General features: G+C 72.0%; 12 protein-coding genes. All 12 read left to right on the forward strand.

Features of this window, described 5'->3' with window-relative positions; genetic code table 11:
- A complete protein-coding gene (locus tag AB0F81_RS45570) occupies positions 1-3819 on the forward strand; it encodes an amino acid adenylation domain-containing protein (RefSeq protein ID WP_360209652.1) in 3819 nt (1272 codons plus the stop codon).
- A 397-nt stretch (positions 3820-4216) separates the two neighbouring features.
- The gene (locus AB0F81_RS45575) at positions 4217-5140 is read left to right on the forward strand and encodes a helix-turn-helix domain-containing protein (RefSeq protein WP_360209654.1); all 924 of its coding nucleotides are present in this window, start codon (positions 4217-4219) and stop codon (positions 5138-5140) included.
- 98 nt (positions 5141-5238) lie between these two features.
- The gene (gene aroF / locus AB0F81_RS45580) at positions 5239-6294 is read left to right on the forward strand and encodes a 3-deoxy-7-phosphoheptulonate synthase (RefSeq protein WP_360209656.1); all 1056 of its coding nucleotides are present in this window, start codon (positions 5239-5241) and stop codon (positions 6292-6294) included.
- Between the two features lie 506 nt (positions 6295-6800).
- A complete protein-coding gene (locus AB0F81_RS45585; protein WP_360209658.1) occupies positions 6801-7841 on the forward strand; it encodes a transcriptional regulator protein in 1041 nt (346 codons plus the stop codon).
- 90 nt (positions 7842-7931) lie between these two features.
- Positions 7932-8735, forward strand: coding sequence for a siderophore-interacting protein (locus tag AB0F81_RS45590; RefSeq protein WP_360209660.1), 804 nt, complete (start codon positions 7932-7934; stop codon positions 8733-8735).
- A gap of 200 nt (positions 8736-8935) precedes the next feature.
- Positions 8936-10042 (forward strand): 3,5-dihydroxyphenylacetyl-CoA synthase DpgA, encoded by a 1107-nt coding sequence (dpgA, locus tag AB0F81_RS45595; protein WP_360209662.1) that lies wholly within the window; start codon positions 8936-8938, stop codon positions 10040-10042.
- A 2-nt stretch (positions 10043-10044) separates the two neighbouring features.
- A complete protein-coding gene (dpgB, locus tag AB0F81_RS45600) occupies positions 10045-10704 on the forward strand; it encodes an enoyl-CoA-hydratase DpgB (RefSeq protein WP_360209664.1) in 660 nt (219 codons plus the stop codon).
- Positions 10701-12002, forward strand: coding sequence for a (3,5-dihydroxyphenyl)acetyl-CoA 1,2-dioxygenase DpgC (dpgC, locus tag AB0F81_RS45605; RefSeq protein ID WP_360209666.1), 1302 nt, complete (start codon positions 10701-10703; stop codon positions 12000-12002). Before dpgB ends, dpgC begins: the two co-directional genes overlap by 4 nt.
- Entirely contained in the window at positions 11999-12799 is an 801-nt protein-coding gene (dpgD, locus tag AB0F81_RS45610) for an enoyl-CoA-hydratase DpgD (protein ID WP_360209668.1), read from the forward strand. Before dpgC ends, dpgD begins: the two co-directional genes overlap by 4 nt.
- 40 nt (positions 12800-12839) lie before the next feature.
- On the forward strand, positions 12840-13436 hold the full coding sequence (gene folE, locus AB0F81_RS45615) for a GTP cyclohydrolase I FolE (protein WP_360209670.1): 597 nt from the start codon (positions 12840-12842) through the stop codon (positions 13434-13436).
- Positions 13437-13529: 93 nt separating this feature from the next.
- Positions 13530-14855 carry a PLP-dependent aminotransferase family protein gene (locus tag AB0F81_RS45620; RefSeq protein WP_360209672.1) on the forward strand — a complete coding sequence of 442 codons (1326 nt, stop codon included), beginning with the start codon at positions 13530-13532 and terminating at the stop codon, positions 14853-14855.
- Positions 14852-15214, forward strand: coding sequence for a chorismate mutase (aroH, locus tag AB0F81_RS45625; protein ID WP_360209674.1), 363 nt, complete (start codon positions 14852-14854; stop codon positions 15212-15214). Before AB0F81_RS45620 ends, aroH begins: the two co-directional genes overlap by 4 nt.
- Positions 15215-15284 lie beyond the last annotated feature (70 nt).

Consider the following 15284-nt stretch of genomic DNA (forward strand, 5'->3'; position numbering starts at 1 on the left):
CTGGTCGCGTACGTCGTGACTGACAGTCCGACGGCTGACGGGGAGTTGCGGGAGTACCTGGCCGAGCGCCTGCCCGCCTACATGGTCCCGGCCGCGATCGTGGAACTGGACCGGCTGCCGCTGAACAGCAGCGGCAAACTCGACCGCCGCGTGCTGCCCGCCCCGGACTACACCGCTGACGCCGGCGCCGGCCGCGGCCCGGCGACCGTGCAGGAGGAGATCCTCTGCGCGGTGTTCGCCGAGATCCTCGGGCTCGACCGGGTCGGCTCCGACGCCGACTTCTTCCGGCTCGGCGGGCACTCCCTGCTCGCCGTACGTCTGGTGTCGCGGATCCGGGCCGTGCTCGGCGTCGAACTGCCGCTGCGGGTCCTGTTCGCCACGCCGACCGTCGCCGGGCTGGCGCGCTGGCTGTCCGCGCCCGATGTGGACAGCGCCCGGCTGGCGTTGCGTCCCGTGCCGCGCCCGGACCGGGTCCCGCTCTCCTTCGCCCAGCGGCGGCTGTGGTTCCTCGGCCAGTTGCAGGGCGCGAACCCGAGCTACAACATGCCGATGGTGATCCGGCTGCGCGGCCGGCTCGACGAGGCCGCGCTCGACCGGGCGCTGCTCGACGTGATGATCCGGCACGAGTCGCTGCGGACGATGTTCCCGTCCGTCGGCGGGGAGCCGTACCAGCAGATCATCGACCCGTCCGGGCTGAGCTCGGTGCTGACCCGGGTCCCCGACCAGCGCACTCGTACCGAACTGCGGTTCCCCGACTTCGCCGCCATGGCGGACCTGCCGTCGATCGCGATGGACGCGGTGGAACCGGAGACCGACCTCTCGACCGCCACGCTCGCCACGGCCGACCTGTCCAGCGCGGTGGTCGGCGTGACACGGTACGAGTTCGACGTGTCGGCCGAGCTGCCGATCCGGGCCTGGCTGTTCGACGTCGCCCCGGACGACCGGGTGTTCGTCCTGGTGCTGCACCACATCGCCGACGACGGCCTGTCGATCGGCCCGCTGTTCCGCGACCTGTCGGCGGCGTACGCGGCCCGGCAGCACGGCACCGCACCGGACTGGACCCCGCTTCCCGTGCAGTACGCCGACTACTCGCTGTGGCAGCGCGAGCTGCTCGGCGACCCGGCCGACCCGGCGAGCCTGATGGCGCAGCAGACCGGCTACTGGCGGCAGGCGCTGGCCGGGATGCCGGAGGAGCTGGCGCTGCCGGTGGACCGGCCGCGCCCGACCGTCTCGAGCCACCACGGGCACAGCGTGCCGGTGCACGTCCCGGCCGAGGTCCACCGGCGGCTGGTCGAGCTGGCGCGCGACGAGGGGGTGACCCCCTTCATGGTCCTGCAGGCGGCGCTGGCGGTGCTCTTCTCCCGGCTCGGCGCGGGCACCGACATCCCGATCGGGTCGGCGTCGGCCGGGCGCACCGACGAGGCGCTCGACCAGCTGGTCGGCTGCTTCGTCAACTCCCTGGTGATCCGCACCGACCTGGCCGGGGACCCCGAGTTCCGGCAGGTGCTGACCCGGGTACGCGACACCACCCTCGGCGCCCTGGCCCACCAGGACGTGCCGTTCGAACGGCTGGTGGAGGAACTCGCGCCGTCGCGGTCACTGGCCCGGCACCCGCTGTTCCAGGTGATCCTCACGATCCTGAACCCGGTGTCGGCGGCGCGCGCCGGCGACGACACGCCGCAACTGCCCGGCATCGAGTCGGCCATGCTGTTCGCCGGCAAGCAGGCCGCGAAGTTCGACCTGGACGTCCTGGTCGGCGAGACCTTCGACGCCGCCGGACGCCCGGCCGGGCTGTACGGCGCGGTCACCGCCTCGGCGGACCTGTTCGAGGTCTCGACGGTGGAGCGGATCGTCGGCTGGTTCGCGCACGTCATCGACGTGGTGACCCGGAGCCCCGAGATCCGGCTGCACGCCGTGCAGGTGATGGAGCCGGCCGAGCGCGGCCGGGTGCTGCACGACTGGAACGACACGGCCGCCGCGCTGCCGGCGTCGACAGTCGGGGAGATGTTCCGGGCGCCGGTCGCGGCGACGCCGGACGCGGTCGCCGTGGTGGCCGGCGGCGTCGAGCTGACCTATTCGCAGCTCGACGCGCGGGCCAACCAGCTGGCGTGGTACCTGCGCCAACAGGGCGTCGGCGCGGACTCGGTGGTCGGACTGTGCCTGCCCCGCGGCGTGGAGATGATCAGCGCGATCCTCGGGGTGTGGAAGGCCGGCGCGGCGTACCTGCCGGTCGACCCGACGCTGCCGGTGGACCGCATCTCGTTCATGCTGGCCGACAGCCGGGCAACCCTGCTGGTGGGTGTCGAGGAGGTGCTCGACGACCTGCCGGCCGGTCTGGTCCGGCTGGTCGCCCTCGACGACCCGATGGTGAAGGCCGGGCTCGCGCAATGCCCGGAGTACGCGCCCGAGGTGACGGTGGACAGCCGGAGCCTGGCCTACGTGATCTACACGTCCGGGTCGACCGGCGTCCCGAAGGGCGTCGCGGTGACCCACGGGTCGCTGGCGAACTACGTGGTGAGCACGTCGGAGCGGCTGGGATGGTCCAGCGCCGGCACCCGGTACGGGCTGCTCCAGCCGCAGGTGACCGACCTGGGCAACACGGTCGTGTTCATCAGCCTGGCCACCGGTGGTCAGCTGCACGTGCTGGACGAGTCCGCGGTGGTGGACCCGGCCGCGGTGGCCGACTACCTCGCCACCCAGCGCATCGACTGCGTCAAGGCGGTTCCGTCGCACCTGATGGCGCTGTCCGCCGGAGCGGCCGGGATGGACGGCCTGCTGCCGGCCCGCTCGCTGGTGCTGGGCGGCGAGGCCGCGCCGGTGGCCTGGCTCGGTGAGCTGCTGGCCGCGGCGGCGAACCGGGGGACCAGGGTCTACAACCACTACGGGCCGACCGAGACCACCATCGGGGTGGCCACCACCGAGCTGACCGCCGAGCGGCTGGCCGGCGCGGTGGCGCCGGTCGGTGCGGCGATCGCCAACAACCGGCTGTTCGTGCTGGACGACGGCCTGGCGCCGGTGCCGGTCGGCATCCCCGGCGAGCTGTACGTCTCCGGCGCCGCGCCGGCCCGTGGCTACGTGGGCCGACCCGGGCTGACCGCGGAACGGTTCGTCGCCTGCCCGTGGGGCTCCGGTGAGCGCATGTACCGCACCGGCGACCTGGCGAAGTGGACGGCGGACGGGCAGGTGGCCGTCCTCGGCCGGGCCGACGACCAGGTCAAGGTGCGCGGCTTCCGGGTCGAGCCGGGCGAGGTCGAGGCCACGCTGCGCAGCCACCCCGCGGTGGAACAGGCGGCGGTGATCGCGCGGGAGGACACGACCGGCGACAAGCGGCTCGTCGCGTACCTCGTCGCGGCTGACGGTGCCGCCGAGGACGGGGACACCGAGCTGGCCTCGTCGGTTCGCAAGTTCGTGGCCCAGCGCCTGCCGGACCACCTGGTACCGGCTGCGGTGGTGATGCTCGCCGCGCTCCCGCTGACCGCCGGGGGCAAGCTCGACCGCAACGCGCTTCCCGCCCCGGACGTGGCGGGTGGCGGCGCCGCCCGGCGGACACCGACCACCCCGGACGAGGAGAAGCTGTGCGACGCGTTCGCCCACATCCTCGGTGTCGACTCGGTGGGGCTGGACGACAGCTTCTTCGACCTCGGCGGGCACTCGCTGCTCGCGGTGCGCCTGATCTCCCGGATCCGGGCCACCCTCGGGGTCGAGGTGGACATCCAGGTGCTGTTCGAGGCGCCGACCGTGGCGCTGCTGGCCGGTCAGCTCGGCACCGAGCGTTCGGAGCGGCCGGCGCTGCGGCCGATGCGCCGGGATCAGGGCTGACGCTCTCGCGACAGATGTTCGGACCTCGCCCGGGCGGCCCACCGGCCGCCCGGGCGGGTGTCCATCTGCCGCATTTCCGCGGTTGGACACCGGCCGGCGCCGCCCCTTTCCCGAACCTGTGAATTGCCCATGAAAAGACCGTCCGACTGCGCAATTCTTATTGCAGGCATGCGGCGCAGGCGCTACTCCGGTTGGTCAGTCGGACACCCGCACCGGTTGTCCGACCGCGATTAATATCCACTGTGTCGGCTGGTTGAACACCGAGCAGGTGGTAATTGACGTTCGGCCGAGGAACTGTGCTTCGGGGGAGCTTGCCTTGGAAGAGCTACTGATTCACAAGAGATCGCTGCGGGTTCTCGCGCCGGTGCCCGATCAGGAATCCGTTTCCGAACCGGAAATGGGGCGCCCGGGTGGCGAGAGCCACTCGGAATGGCTGCCGGTCAGCGCGCTGCGCCCCGCCGATTCGCCACGACGGGCCGGCGAGGACCTCAGTCACATCGAGATGCTGGCCTCCATCGAGGAGCGTCTGCCGCCGATCGTGGTCCACCGCGACACCCTGCGGGTCATCGACGGCATGCATCGCCTGCGCGCCGCCAAGCTGCGCGGTGACGAGCAGATCGAGGTGTCCTTCTTCGACGGGACCGAGCAGGAGGCCTTCGTCCTGGCCGTCACGGCCAACACGACGCACGGCCTGCCGCTGTCGCTCGCCGACCGGACGCGGGCCACCGAGCGCATCATCGTGTCGCAGCCCACCTGGTCGGACCGGGCCATCGCGGCGGCGGTCGGGATCGGCGCGCGCACGGTCGGCAACATCCGCCGGCGCATGCAGGACGAGGTCGGGGTGGAGCCGGTCACCGCCCGTACCGGCCGGGACGGGCGGGTCCGGCCGCTCGACAACAGCGTCGGGCGCCTGCGCGCGTCGGCGCTGATCAAGCAGCGGCCCGAGGCCTCGCTGCGGGAGATCGCCCGCGAGGTCGGGGTCTCGCCGGCCACGGTCCGCGACGTGCGCCAGCGGCTGGAGCGCGGGGAGGACCCGCTGCCGCAGGCCCGGCCCCGCCGCGAGGAGCCGGTCACCCGGGAGGCGGTCTCGCATCTGCTGCAGGGGCTGCAGCGCGACCCGTCACTGCGGTTCACCGAATCCGGCCGGACCGTGCTGCGGTGGATCCATTCGCGGGCGATCCGCTCGGAGGAGTGGGCGGAGGTCGAGCACAAGGTGCCGGCCCACTGCGCCTACATCATCGCCAACATGGCGCGATCCTGCGCGGCCGAGTGGCTCCAGATCGCCGAGGAGCTCGAACAGCGCAGCTCGGTCCCGGCCTGATCGGGGCGACACCTGATGATCCGTCCGCCGCGGCAGAGATGCCGCGGCGGTTCGCTGTCCGGGGGACGCCGGACAAGACCTGAACAAGGAGAACTGTCATGGTCGTGGTGATGACGCCGGAGGCTACCCCGGCGGATGTGGAAGCGGTCGTCAACCTGGTCCAGTCGGCCGGTGGCCAGGCATTCGTCAGCCGAGGGCTGACCCGGACGATCGTCGGCCTGGTCGGTGACGTGGCCGACTTCGAGGCGCTGAACCTGGGCAGCCTGGCCGGCGTGCTCCAGGTGATCCGGGTGTCGGTGCCGTTCAAGCTGGTCAGCCGGGAGCACCACGCGGCGCGCTCGGTGATCCGGGTCGGCGGCGTGCCGATCGGGCCCGGCACGCTGACCGTGATCGCCGGCCCCTGCGCGGTGGAGTCGCCGGAGCAGACCCTGCAGGCGGCCTGGATGGCCAAGTCCGCCGGGGCCTCGATGCTGCGTGGCGGCGCGTTCAAGCCGCGGACGTCGCCGTACTCCTACCAGGGCATGGGGGAGGACGGCCTGCGGATCCTGGCGGACGTGCGGTCCGAGACCGGTCTGCCGGTCGTCACCGAGGTGATCGACCCGGGCCACGTGGACATGGTGGCGTCCTACGCCGACATGCTGCAGATCGGCGCGCGCAACATGCAGAACTTCGCGCTGCTGCAGGCGGTCGGATCGGCGGGCAAACCGGTTCTGCTCAAGCGCGGTTTCAGCGCGACGATCGAGGAATGGCTCAGTGCCGCCGAATACATCGCCCAGCGCGGGAATCTGGACATCGTGCTGTGTGAACGCGGCATCCGGACATTCGAGACCGCCACTCGCAATACCTTGGACATCAGTGCGGTGCCGGTTGTTCAGCGGCTCTCCCATCTGCCGGTGATCGTGGATCCGTCGCACTCCGGCGGGCGCCGCGATCTGGTGCTGCCGCTGACCCGGGCGGCGATCGCGGTGGGGGCCGACGGGCTCATCATCGACGTGCACCCGGCGCCCAAGACGGCGCTCTGCGACGGCGACCAGGCCCTCACTGAAACGGATATTCGTGAGATCAGCGACATGATGGCGTCCTGGCCGCCCCTTATGGGTCGTATGCTCGCCGCCTCCCCGGACGAGGTCGGTCACGTTCCCGCGGGTGTTTAATCACCGATCCGTCCGAATTCAGCAGTGTCGAGGGATGCACACTTTTTGGCCGGGCGCTAGGGGGCGGCCCGGCGGGTTAGGGGTTACTGGCCGGATTCGTGCGATGTAATTTTTAGCCGTGAGAACGGGTTCTCATCCCGTTCCGCAGATCATGTGAACGGCTTATGCACGGGGGAGAAGAGCCATGATTCCGGACTGACGGATTGGGCGGCTCGCCCGACGACGATGCGATATCGAGCCGGCCGCGGTCAGGTGACTGCGGCGGCTCTGTCGCGACGGAATGCCGCACCGGTCGACCGAGCCGGGCGTGCATTGTCATTCGGTCATTCGATCCGTGAGTCTCCGTTGTCGGGGGCGGCGCGCCGGGGACGGCCGCCGAGCCCCGCAAGGCCCTGGCCGCGCCCTGCTCTGCCCTGCGCGGATCTGCCGAAGCCACACGAGACTCGCTCGGGACGCACGCGCGCCGGGGGCGACTCCGGCGTGCGTGTCAGAGCTGAGGAGCTGCTTTGACACCTGAGGAAGAGGCCATCAATCGGCAGCCCGTCCTGGCGATGGAGATCGGCGACCTCGATCTGCGGGGCTCACCCCGCCTGGCCGGCATCGACGCGTCGCACGTCGAGGCGCTGCTCGCGGCGCAGCGGGACCTGCCGCCGATCGTGGTCCATCGCCCGACGATGCGCGTCATCGACGGTGTTCACCGGGTCCAGGCGGCGCTGCGGCGCGGCGAGTCGACGATTGCCGGGCGCCTTTTCGACGGCTCCGAGGACGAGGCGTTCCTGCTGTCGGTGCTGCTGAACGCCTCGCACGGGCTGCCGCTGGCGCTGGCCGACCGCAAGCGTGCGGCGGAGCGCATCATCGCCGCGTACCCGAAGTGGTCCGATCGCCGGGTCGCCGCGGTGACCGGCATCTCCCCGGGCACGGTCGCCGACGTGCGCCGGCGGGTGGCCGGCGCGGGCGGGTCGGACGGCAGGCGGATCGGCCAGGACGGCCGGGTCCGCCCGCTGGACTGCAGCGCCGGGCGCCGGCTCGCCGGCCAACTGATGACCGAGAATCCGAACCTGTCCCTGCGGCAGGTGGCGAAGGCGGCGGCGATCTCCCCGGAGACCGCGCGCGACGTTCGCAACCGGCTGCTCAGCGGCGCGGATCCGGCGCCGGCCCGGCGGCCCCGGGGTGCCGGCGCGACCTCCGGCAAGAGCCGTACGCCGGAGCGCCGTCCGCTGAACCTGGTGCGCCCGGGCAGCCTGCCGGAACCGGCGCCGGACCGTTCCGTCATCGTCAACCGGCTCACCGGCGACCCGGCGCTGCGCTACACCGACACCGGCCGTAACCTGCTGCGGCTGCTGACCCTGCACACCCGCTGGACCGAGCAGTGGGACGCCATCGTCGACAACGTGCCGCCGCACTGCAGTGACGTGGTGGCCGATCTGGCCCGGCAATTCGCCGATCAGTGGGCGGACTTCGCCACCCGGGTCGGCGCGGGACAGCGAATTCCTGACGACGATACCGAATTTCCGGTCGCGTACGAATGGGCGGCCGGCACCGGCTGAACACGCCTGACCGAACTGTTCGAGTGCGCACTCGGAAATAGGGTTGGTAAGCCTATCCTTGCCTGAACTTAATCAGCGCGAGGAGGGCTAATGATCGGCACTTCGGCGCCGGCCCGTCCCATCGTCCGGCTGACCCTTCATCGGCTGGAGAAAATCGCTCCACGAATGACCCGAATGTACGTCGGAGGCCCGCCGGTCGCGAAATTCGATCCCGGTCCGTTCACGGACACGTACGTCCGGATCGTCTTCCCGCGGCCGGGAGTGACCTATCCCGGCGACCTCGATCTGGGCCGCATCCACGCCGAGCTGCCGCGGGCGGCGTGGCCGCGCACCCGGACCTACACGGTGCGCTCCCTCGACCCGGTCGCCGGCGAGCTGACGATCGACGTCTACGACCACGGCAGTCCCGGACTCACCCCGTCCTGGCTGGCCACACTGCGGCCCGGCGATCCCGTGCTGCTGACCGACCTGCGCGGGCTGTACCGGCCGGGCCCCGAGGCGGACTGGCATCTGCTCGCCGGTGACGAGGTCGCCCTGCCGGCGATCGCCGTGGCGCTGCAGGCGATGGTTCCGGGCGCCCGGGCCAAGGTGGTGATCGAGGTGGGCGACACGTGGGACGAGCAGGCACTGCCCACCGCCGCGGAGGCGGAGGTCCGGTGGGTGCACCGGGCCCGCGGCGAGCGGCTGACCGACGCGGTCCGGGCGCTCGTCTTCGAGCCCGGCGTGGCGCAGGCCTTCGTGCACGGCGAGGGCGGCGCCATGCAGGACCTGCGGCGCTTCCTGGTCCGGGAGCGGGGGGTGACGAGGGAGCTGCTGTCGATCTCCGGGTACTGGCGCCGGGGCCTCGACGACGAGCAGTGGCGTCGGCTCAAGGCCGCGGCGGCGGGCCGGTGAGCAGAGCGTCCAACCGCGGGGGATGCGCGGTTGGACGGCCCCGGACCGGGCGGTTGAACAAACGTTTGACGTTGGTGAATGCGAATACCTACCGTCGCGGCATCCCACTCTTCTCCCCTTCTTCGGAGGTCGAATATGTCCGCGGCGTCGGTCAAAAAGTTGATCCGCAGCAAGCTCAGGACGTGGGGGTGGATGTACCGATGACGTCGGTTCTGGAACGCCCCACCGCATCTCGTGCCGGCACCGTGCTGCCGGGCATCACCCGCATGGTCGGGGTGGGCACCGCCGCCACCGGGACGTCGATCTCCCAGTCCGCCCTGCTGGGGCACCTCGGGATCGAGAACCCGAAGGTCCGCTCGGTCTACCTGAACAGCGCCATCGACCGGCGCCACCTCACCCTGCCGGAGCCGGACGCGGCCGGCCTGCGCCACCCCGAACCGCAGGGTGAGCTGCTGGCCAAGCACAAGCGGCTGGCCATCGAGATGGGCAGCCAGGCGCTGCAGACCTGCCTCAAGCGGGCCGGCGCGGACCTCTCCGACCTGCGGCACCTGTGCTGCGTGACGTCGACCGGCTTCCTCACGCCCGGCCTCAGCGCGCTGCTGATCAAGGAACTCGGCATCGACCCGCACTGCAGCCGCTCGGACATCGTCGGCATGGGCTGCAACGCCGGGCTCAACGCCCTGAACGTCGTCTCCGGCTGGTCCGCGGCCCACCCCGGCGAGCTCGGTGTGGTGCTGTGCGCCGAGGCGTGCTCCGCGGCGTACGCGCTGGACGGCTCCATGCGCACCGCGGTCGTCAACAGCCTCTTCGGCGACGGCGCGGCGGCCCTGGCGGTGATCAACGACGGACCGGGGGAGTCCCGTCCGGGACCGCGGATCCTCAAGTTCGCCAGCTTCGTGATCACCGACGCGATCGACGCGATGCGCTACGACTGGGACAGCGACCTCGATCGCTTCAGCTTCTTCCTCGACCCGCAGATCCCGTACGTGGTCGGCGCGAACGCCGAGACGGTGATCGACCGTCTCCTGACCGGTACCGGGCTGCGCCGTAGCGACATCGCGCAGTGGCTGGTGCACTCCGGCGGCAAGAAGGTCATCGACGCGGTCGTGGTCAACCTCGGCCTGACCCGTCACGACGTGCGGCACACCACCGGTGTCCTGCGCGACCACGGCAACGTGTCCAGCGGGTCTTTCCTGTTCTCCTACGAGCGGCTGCTCGAGGAGGGCGTCACCGCACCTGGCGATTACGGAGTTCTGATGACAATGGGACCGGGCTCGACGATCGAGATGGCGTTGATCCAATGGTGACCGTGGCGGGTACCGACGATCTGGTCCTGCACGTCGACGGCAGCCGGCCGGTGTCGCCGGCGGTGGTCGAGGAGCTGCTGAGCATCTGCGACCGGGCCGAGGACGGCTACGGCGCGGGCCTGCTCACCGTCTACGTCTCCCGCGCTCCGCTCCCGGGCTGGACCCAGGGGCTCAGCGTCGGGCTGCTGACCAAGTGGGAACGCGCGGTGCGCCGGCTCGAACGACTGGGCCTGGTCACCGTCGCCGTCGCGGCCGGCGACTGCGGCGGCACGGCACTGGACGTGCTGCTGGCCACCGATGTCCGGATCGCCATCGCGGGCACGCGCCTGGTGGTGCCCTCCGGCGGCGACGCGACCTGGCCGGGTATGGCGCTGTACCGGTTCGCCCGGCAGGGCGGTGGCGCCGGTCTGCGCCGGGCGGCGCTGCTCGGCACGCCGATCACCGCCGAGCAGGCCGCGGCGGCCGGACTGGTCGACGTGGTGGTGGAGCAGGCCGACCAGGTCCACGCCGAGATCGCCGCGGCGGCCGGCACGGTCACCGGCAGCGAGGTGGCGATCCGCCGGCAGCTCCTGCTCGACGCCGGGGATCGCAGCTACGAGGAGGCGCTGGGCTCGCATCTGGCCGCCTGCGATCGCGCCCTGCGCCGCCAGGCGACCCCGTGACCACGCTCGTCGCGCCGCCGGGCCTGGCCGCCGACCGGGTGCGCCTGGCCGAGGCCGCGGCGCACGCCGAGCGCCGGCTGGCGGCGTTGCCGTCGCCGGCGCGGCGGACGGCGGGGGAGCGGCGGGCGGCGGCGGACACGCACGACGCGGTCCGCCGGCTGCGGGTGCGCTTCCTGACCGCGCACGTCGACCAGGTCTACGACGAACTCACCGAGGGCCGGGCCCGGCACCTGCGGGTGGACGAGCTCGCCGAGGCCGCCGCGGACGCCTTCCCGGGGCTGGCCCCGACGGCCGGGCAGCTGGCCGGGGAACGGTCCCGGCCGCAGGCGGACAAGGAAGGCCGGGAGATCGACCAGGGCATCCTGCTGCGGGCGGTGCTGCGCTCCGAGCGGTCCGGGCGGCACCTGATGGCGGCGATGCTGCGGCCCACCCCACGTGCCCTGCGGCTGCTGCCGGAGTTCCGGCGCACCGGTGTGCTGGAGACCGAGGCGGTCCGGCTGGAGCGGCGCGACGGGGTGGCCCGGCTGACGATGTGCCGGCCGGACTGCCTCAACGCCGAGGACGAGCAGCAGGTCGACGACATGGAGACCGCCGTCGACCTGGCGCTGCTCGACCCGCAGGTCCGGGTCGGCCTGGTCCGCGGCGGGGTGATGAGCCATCCCCGCTACCGCGGCCGCCGGGTGTTCAGCGCCGGGATCAATCTCAAGGCGATCAGCGCCGGGCGGATCTCGCTGACCGGCTTCCTGCTCCGGCGCGAGCTGGGCTACCTGCACAAACTGGTACGGGGCCTGGCCGACGACGACCCGGACCGGTGGATGCCGGCGGCGGAGAAGCCGTGGCTGGCGGCCGTCGACACCTTCGCCATCGGCGGCGGCTGTCAGCTCCTGCTGGTCTTCGACCACGTGCTGGCCGCCTCGGACGCGTATCTCAGCCTCCCCGCCGCCCGGGAGGGGATCGTCCCCGGCGCCGGGAATCTGCGCCTGCCGCGGATCGCCGGGGCCCGGCTGGCGCGTCAGGTCATCCTCGGCGGCCGGCGGATCACGGCCACCGAACCGGACGCGCGCCTGCTGGTCGACGAGGTCGTGGCGCCCGAGGAGATGGACGAGGCGGTGGAACGCGGGCTGGCCCGGCTGGCCGGCGACGCCGTCGTGGCCAACCGGCGGATGATCAACCTGGCCGAGGAGCCGCTCGACGGGCTCCGCGTCTACCTGGCCGAGTTCGCCCTCGAGCAGGCGCTGCGGATCCACGCCGGTGACGTCGTCGACAAGGTGGGCCGGTTCGCGGAGCGGTCGGCATGACCGGCGAGACCCGGGTGCGTTGTCGCAAGGCCGATCACGTCGCCCGGGTCACGCTCGACCGGCCGGCCGTGCTCAACGCCATGGACCTGCGCATGCATCAGGAGCTGGCGGAGGTCTGGGACGACATCGAGGCCGACGACGAGATCCGGGTCGTGGTGCTGACCGGGGCCGGCGACCGCGCCTTCTCGGTGGGCCAGGATCTCAAGGAGCGCGCCCGCCGCGACGCGGCGGGCACGCCCGCGTCCTCCTTCGGCAGCCGCGGCCAGCCCGGCTGGCCCCGGCTCACCGAGCGGTTCGGTTTCCGCAAGCCGGTGGTCGCCCGGGTCGACGGGTACGCCCTCGGCGGGGGTTTCGAACTGGCCCTGGCCTGCGACGTGATCATCGCGTCGGACCGTGCCGAGTTCGGCCTCCCGGAGGTCCGGCTGGGCCTGGTGCCCGGCGCCGGCGGCGTGTTCCGGCTGATCCGGCAGCTGCCGCAGAAGGTGGCGATGGGTCACCTGCTCACCGGGCGCCGGATGGACGCGGCCACCGCGTACGCGTACGGGCTGGTCAACGAGGTCGTCCCGGCCGATCGGCTGGACCGGTGCGTGGACGGCTGGGTGGCCGACCTGGTCGCGGCCGCGCCGCTGTCGGTCCAAGCGATCAAAGAGGCCGCGCTGCGGTCGGTCGACCTGTCCCTGCCGGACGCCTTCACCGCCACCTACGAGGCGGAGGAGCGGCGCCGGCACAGCGCGGACGCGATCGAGGGCCCGGCGGCCTTCGCGGCCAGGCGGGCGCCGCACTGGACCGGCAAATGACCTTGGTAAGTCCCTGTTCACCCTTCGGAGGAGTCGTCAGATGACCATCACCGCAAAGCACGTCGTCAACCGCCGGCCGGTCCGCGACATCACGACCGCGACCGCGGCGGCCGCGGTCTTCCTCGAGGCGCTCGGCGTCGACCTGAGCCCGGAGAGCCTGCAGGAGACCCCGGCCCGGATGGCCCGGGCCTACGCCGACCTGCTGACCGCCCGCGAGTTCAAGCTGACCACCTTCGACAACGACGAGGGGTACGACGAGCTGGTGCTGGCGCGCGACATCCCGATCCGGTCGGTGTGCGAGCACCACCTGCTGCCGTTCGTCGGGGTGGCGCACGTCGGCTACCTGCCGGCCGGCCGCATCCTCGGGCTCTCCAAGCTCGCCCGGGTCGTCGAGATGTTCGCGCACGGCACCCAGGTGCAGGAGCGGCTCACCAAGCAGATCGCCGACTGGCTGACCACCGAACTCGAACCGAACGGGGTCGGCGTGGTGATCGAGGCGGAGCACCTGTGCATGACGCTGCGCGGCGTGCAGGCGGTCGGCGCGCGCACCATCACCTCGACCATGCTGGGTGTGCTCCGCGACGACCCCCGCTCGCGCGGCGAGTTCCTGGCCGTCGCCGGGCTGGGCGGCCGGTGACCGGGTGCCGCACCGGTGGAGAAACCGTCCGAATGCGCATTCCGCTCGGTTGGACGGAGTGCGAACCCGACAACGATCAATCAGGGGGATCCCTTGACCGGAGAAACCGTCCTTGCCTCGTCCGGTCTGCGTAAGTCGGAGTTGCACTCGAGCATTTCCGACCCGGTCCTGGACACGATGAACTTCCTCAACGAGGTCACGTCCCGCTATCCCGACGCGATCTCCTTCGCGCCGGGTCGGCCGTACGACGGCTTCTTCGAGACCGAGGAGGTCCTCGCCCACCTGCGCCGCTACCTCGACCATCTGGCCGACCACGGCGCGTCGCCGGGGCAGATCCGCACGGCGGTCTACCAGTACGGCCCGACCGCCGGCCAGATCCGCGAGATCATCGCCGACTCGCTGCGCCGGGACGAGGGCATCGACGTGCCGGCCGAGTCCATCGTGGTCACCGTCGGCGCGCAGGAGGCGATGATGCTGGTCGTCCGCGCGCTGATCCGCGACCCGCTGGACGTCCTGCTGGTCTCCAGTCCCTGCTACGTCGGCATCACCGGGGTGGCCCGTCTGCTGGACGTGACCCTCAGCCCGGTGGCCGAGACGGCCGAGGGCTTCTCGCTGCCCAACCTGGAGGCGGCGATCCGGGCCGAGCGCGCCGCCGGCCGCCGGCCGCGAGCCTTCTACCTGGTGCCCGACCACGCCAACCCGTCCGGTTCCACGCTGTCCGCGCAGGCCCGCACCGAGCTGCTGGCACTGGCCGCCCGCGAGGATCTGCTGATCCTGGAGGACACCCCGTACCGGCTGGTCAGCCCGGGTGAGCCGGTGCCGACGCTCAAGGCGCTGGACCGCGATCGGTCGGTGGTGCACCTCGGGTCCTACTCGAAGACCCTGTTTCCCGGCGCCCGGGTGGGCTTCGCCGTGGCCGACCAGGCGGTGGTCGGCGACGACGGCCGCACCGGGCTGCTGGCCGACGAACTCTCCAAGATCAAGAGCATGGTGACGGTCAACACCTCGTCGCTGAGCCAGGCCGTGGTGGCCGGTGCGCTGCTGGCCGCGAACGGGCGGGTCTCCGAACTGAACGCCAAGGCGGCCTGCCACTACGGCGACGCCATGCGGCGGGTGCTCGACCGGCTCGCCGAGCTGCTGCCCGAAGCGCGCCGCGCCGAGCTGGGCGTGCGGTGGAACGAGCCCAGCGGTGGCTTCTTCCTCGGGCTCACCGTCGGGTTCGAGGCCGACGACGCGGCGCTGACCCGGTGCGCCGAGCAGTTCGGTGTCATCTGGACCCCGATGCGCTACTTCCACCCGGACGACGGTGGCCGGCAGGCCCTGCGGCTCTCGGTCAGCTATCTGTCGCCCGAGGAGATCGACGAGGGCATCGCCCGGCTGGTGGCGTTCATCGAGGCCGAGACCGGGCGGCACCGATGACGGTGCACGCCATCCGCGGGGCCGTCCAGGTGTCCGCCGACGACCGGTCGCGGATCCTGGAGGCCACCACCGAGCTGGTCACCGCGGTGATGACCCGCAACAGCCTGGTGAGCGACGACGTGGTCAGCATGCTGTTCACCATGACGCCGGATCTCACCGCCGAGTTTCCGGCACTGGCCGTCCGCAAGGCGGGGCTCTACGACGTACCCCTGCTGTGCGCGGTCGAGATCGCCGTGCCGGACTCGATGCCGCGGGTGGTGCGGCTGCTCGCGCACGTCGACGTCGACCGCGGCCGCAGCGGGATCCGGCATGTCTACCTGGACGGCGCCGAGGCGCTGCGCCCCGACCTCGAACAGTGACATCGCGCCCCGCAGGGGGCGCGGGCCGGCTCCGGGACGGAGCCGGCCCGTTCGCGTGCCCTCAGCCGAG

Source organism: Actinoplanes sp. NPDC024001 (assembly GCF_040638955.1).
GTDB lineage: Bacteria > Actinomycetota > Actinomycetes > Mycobacteriales > Micromonosporaceae > Actinoplanes.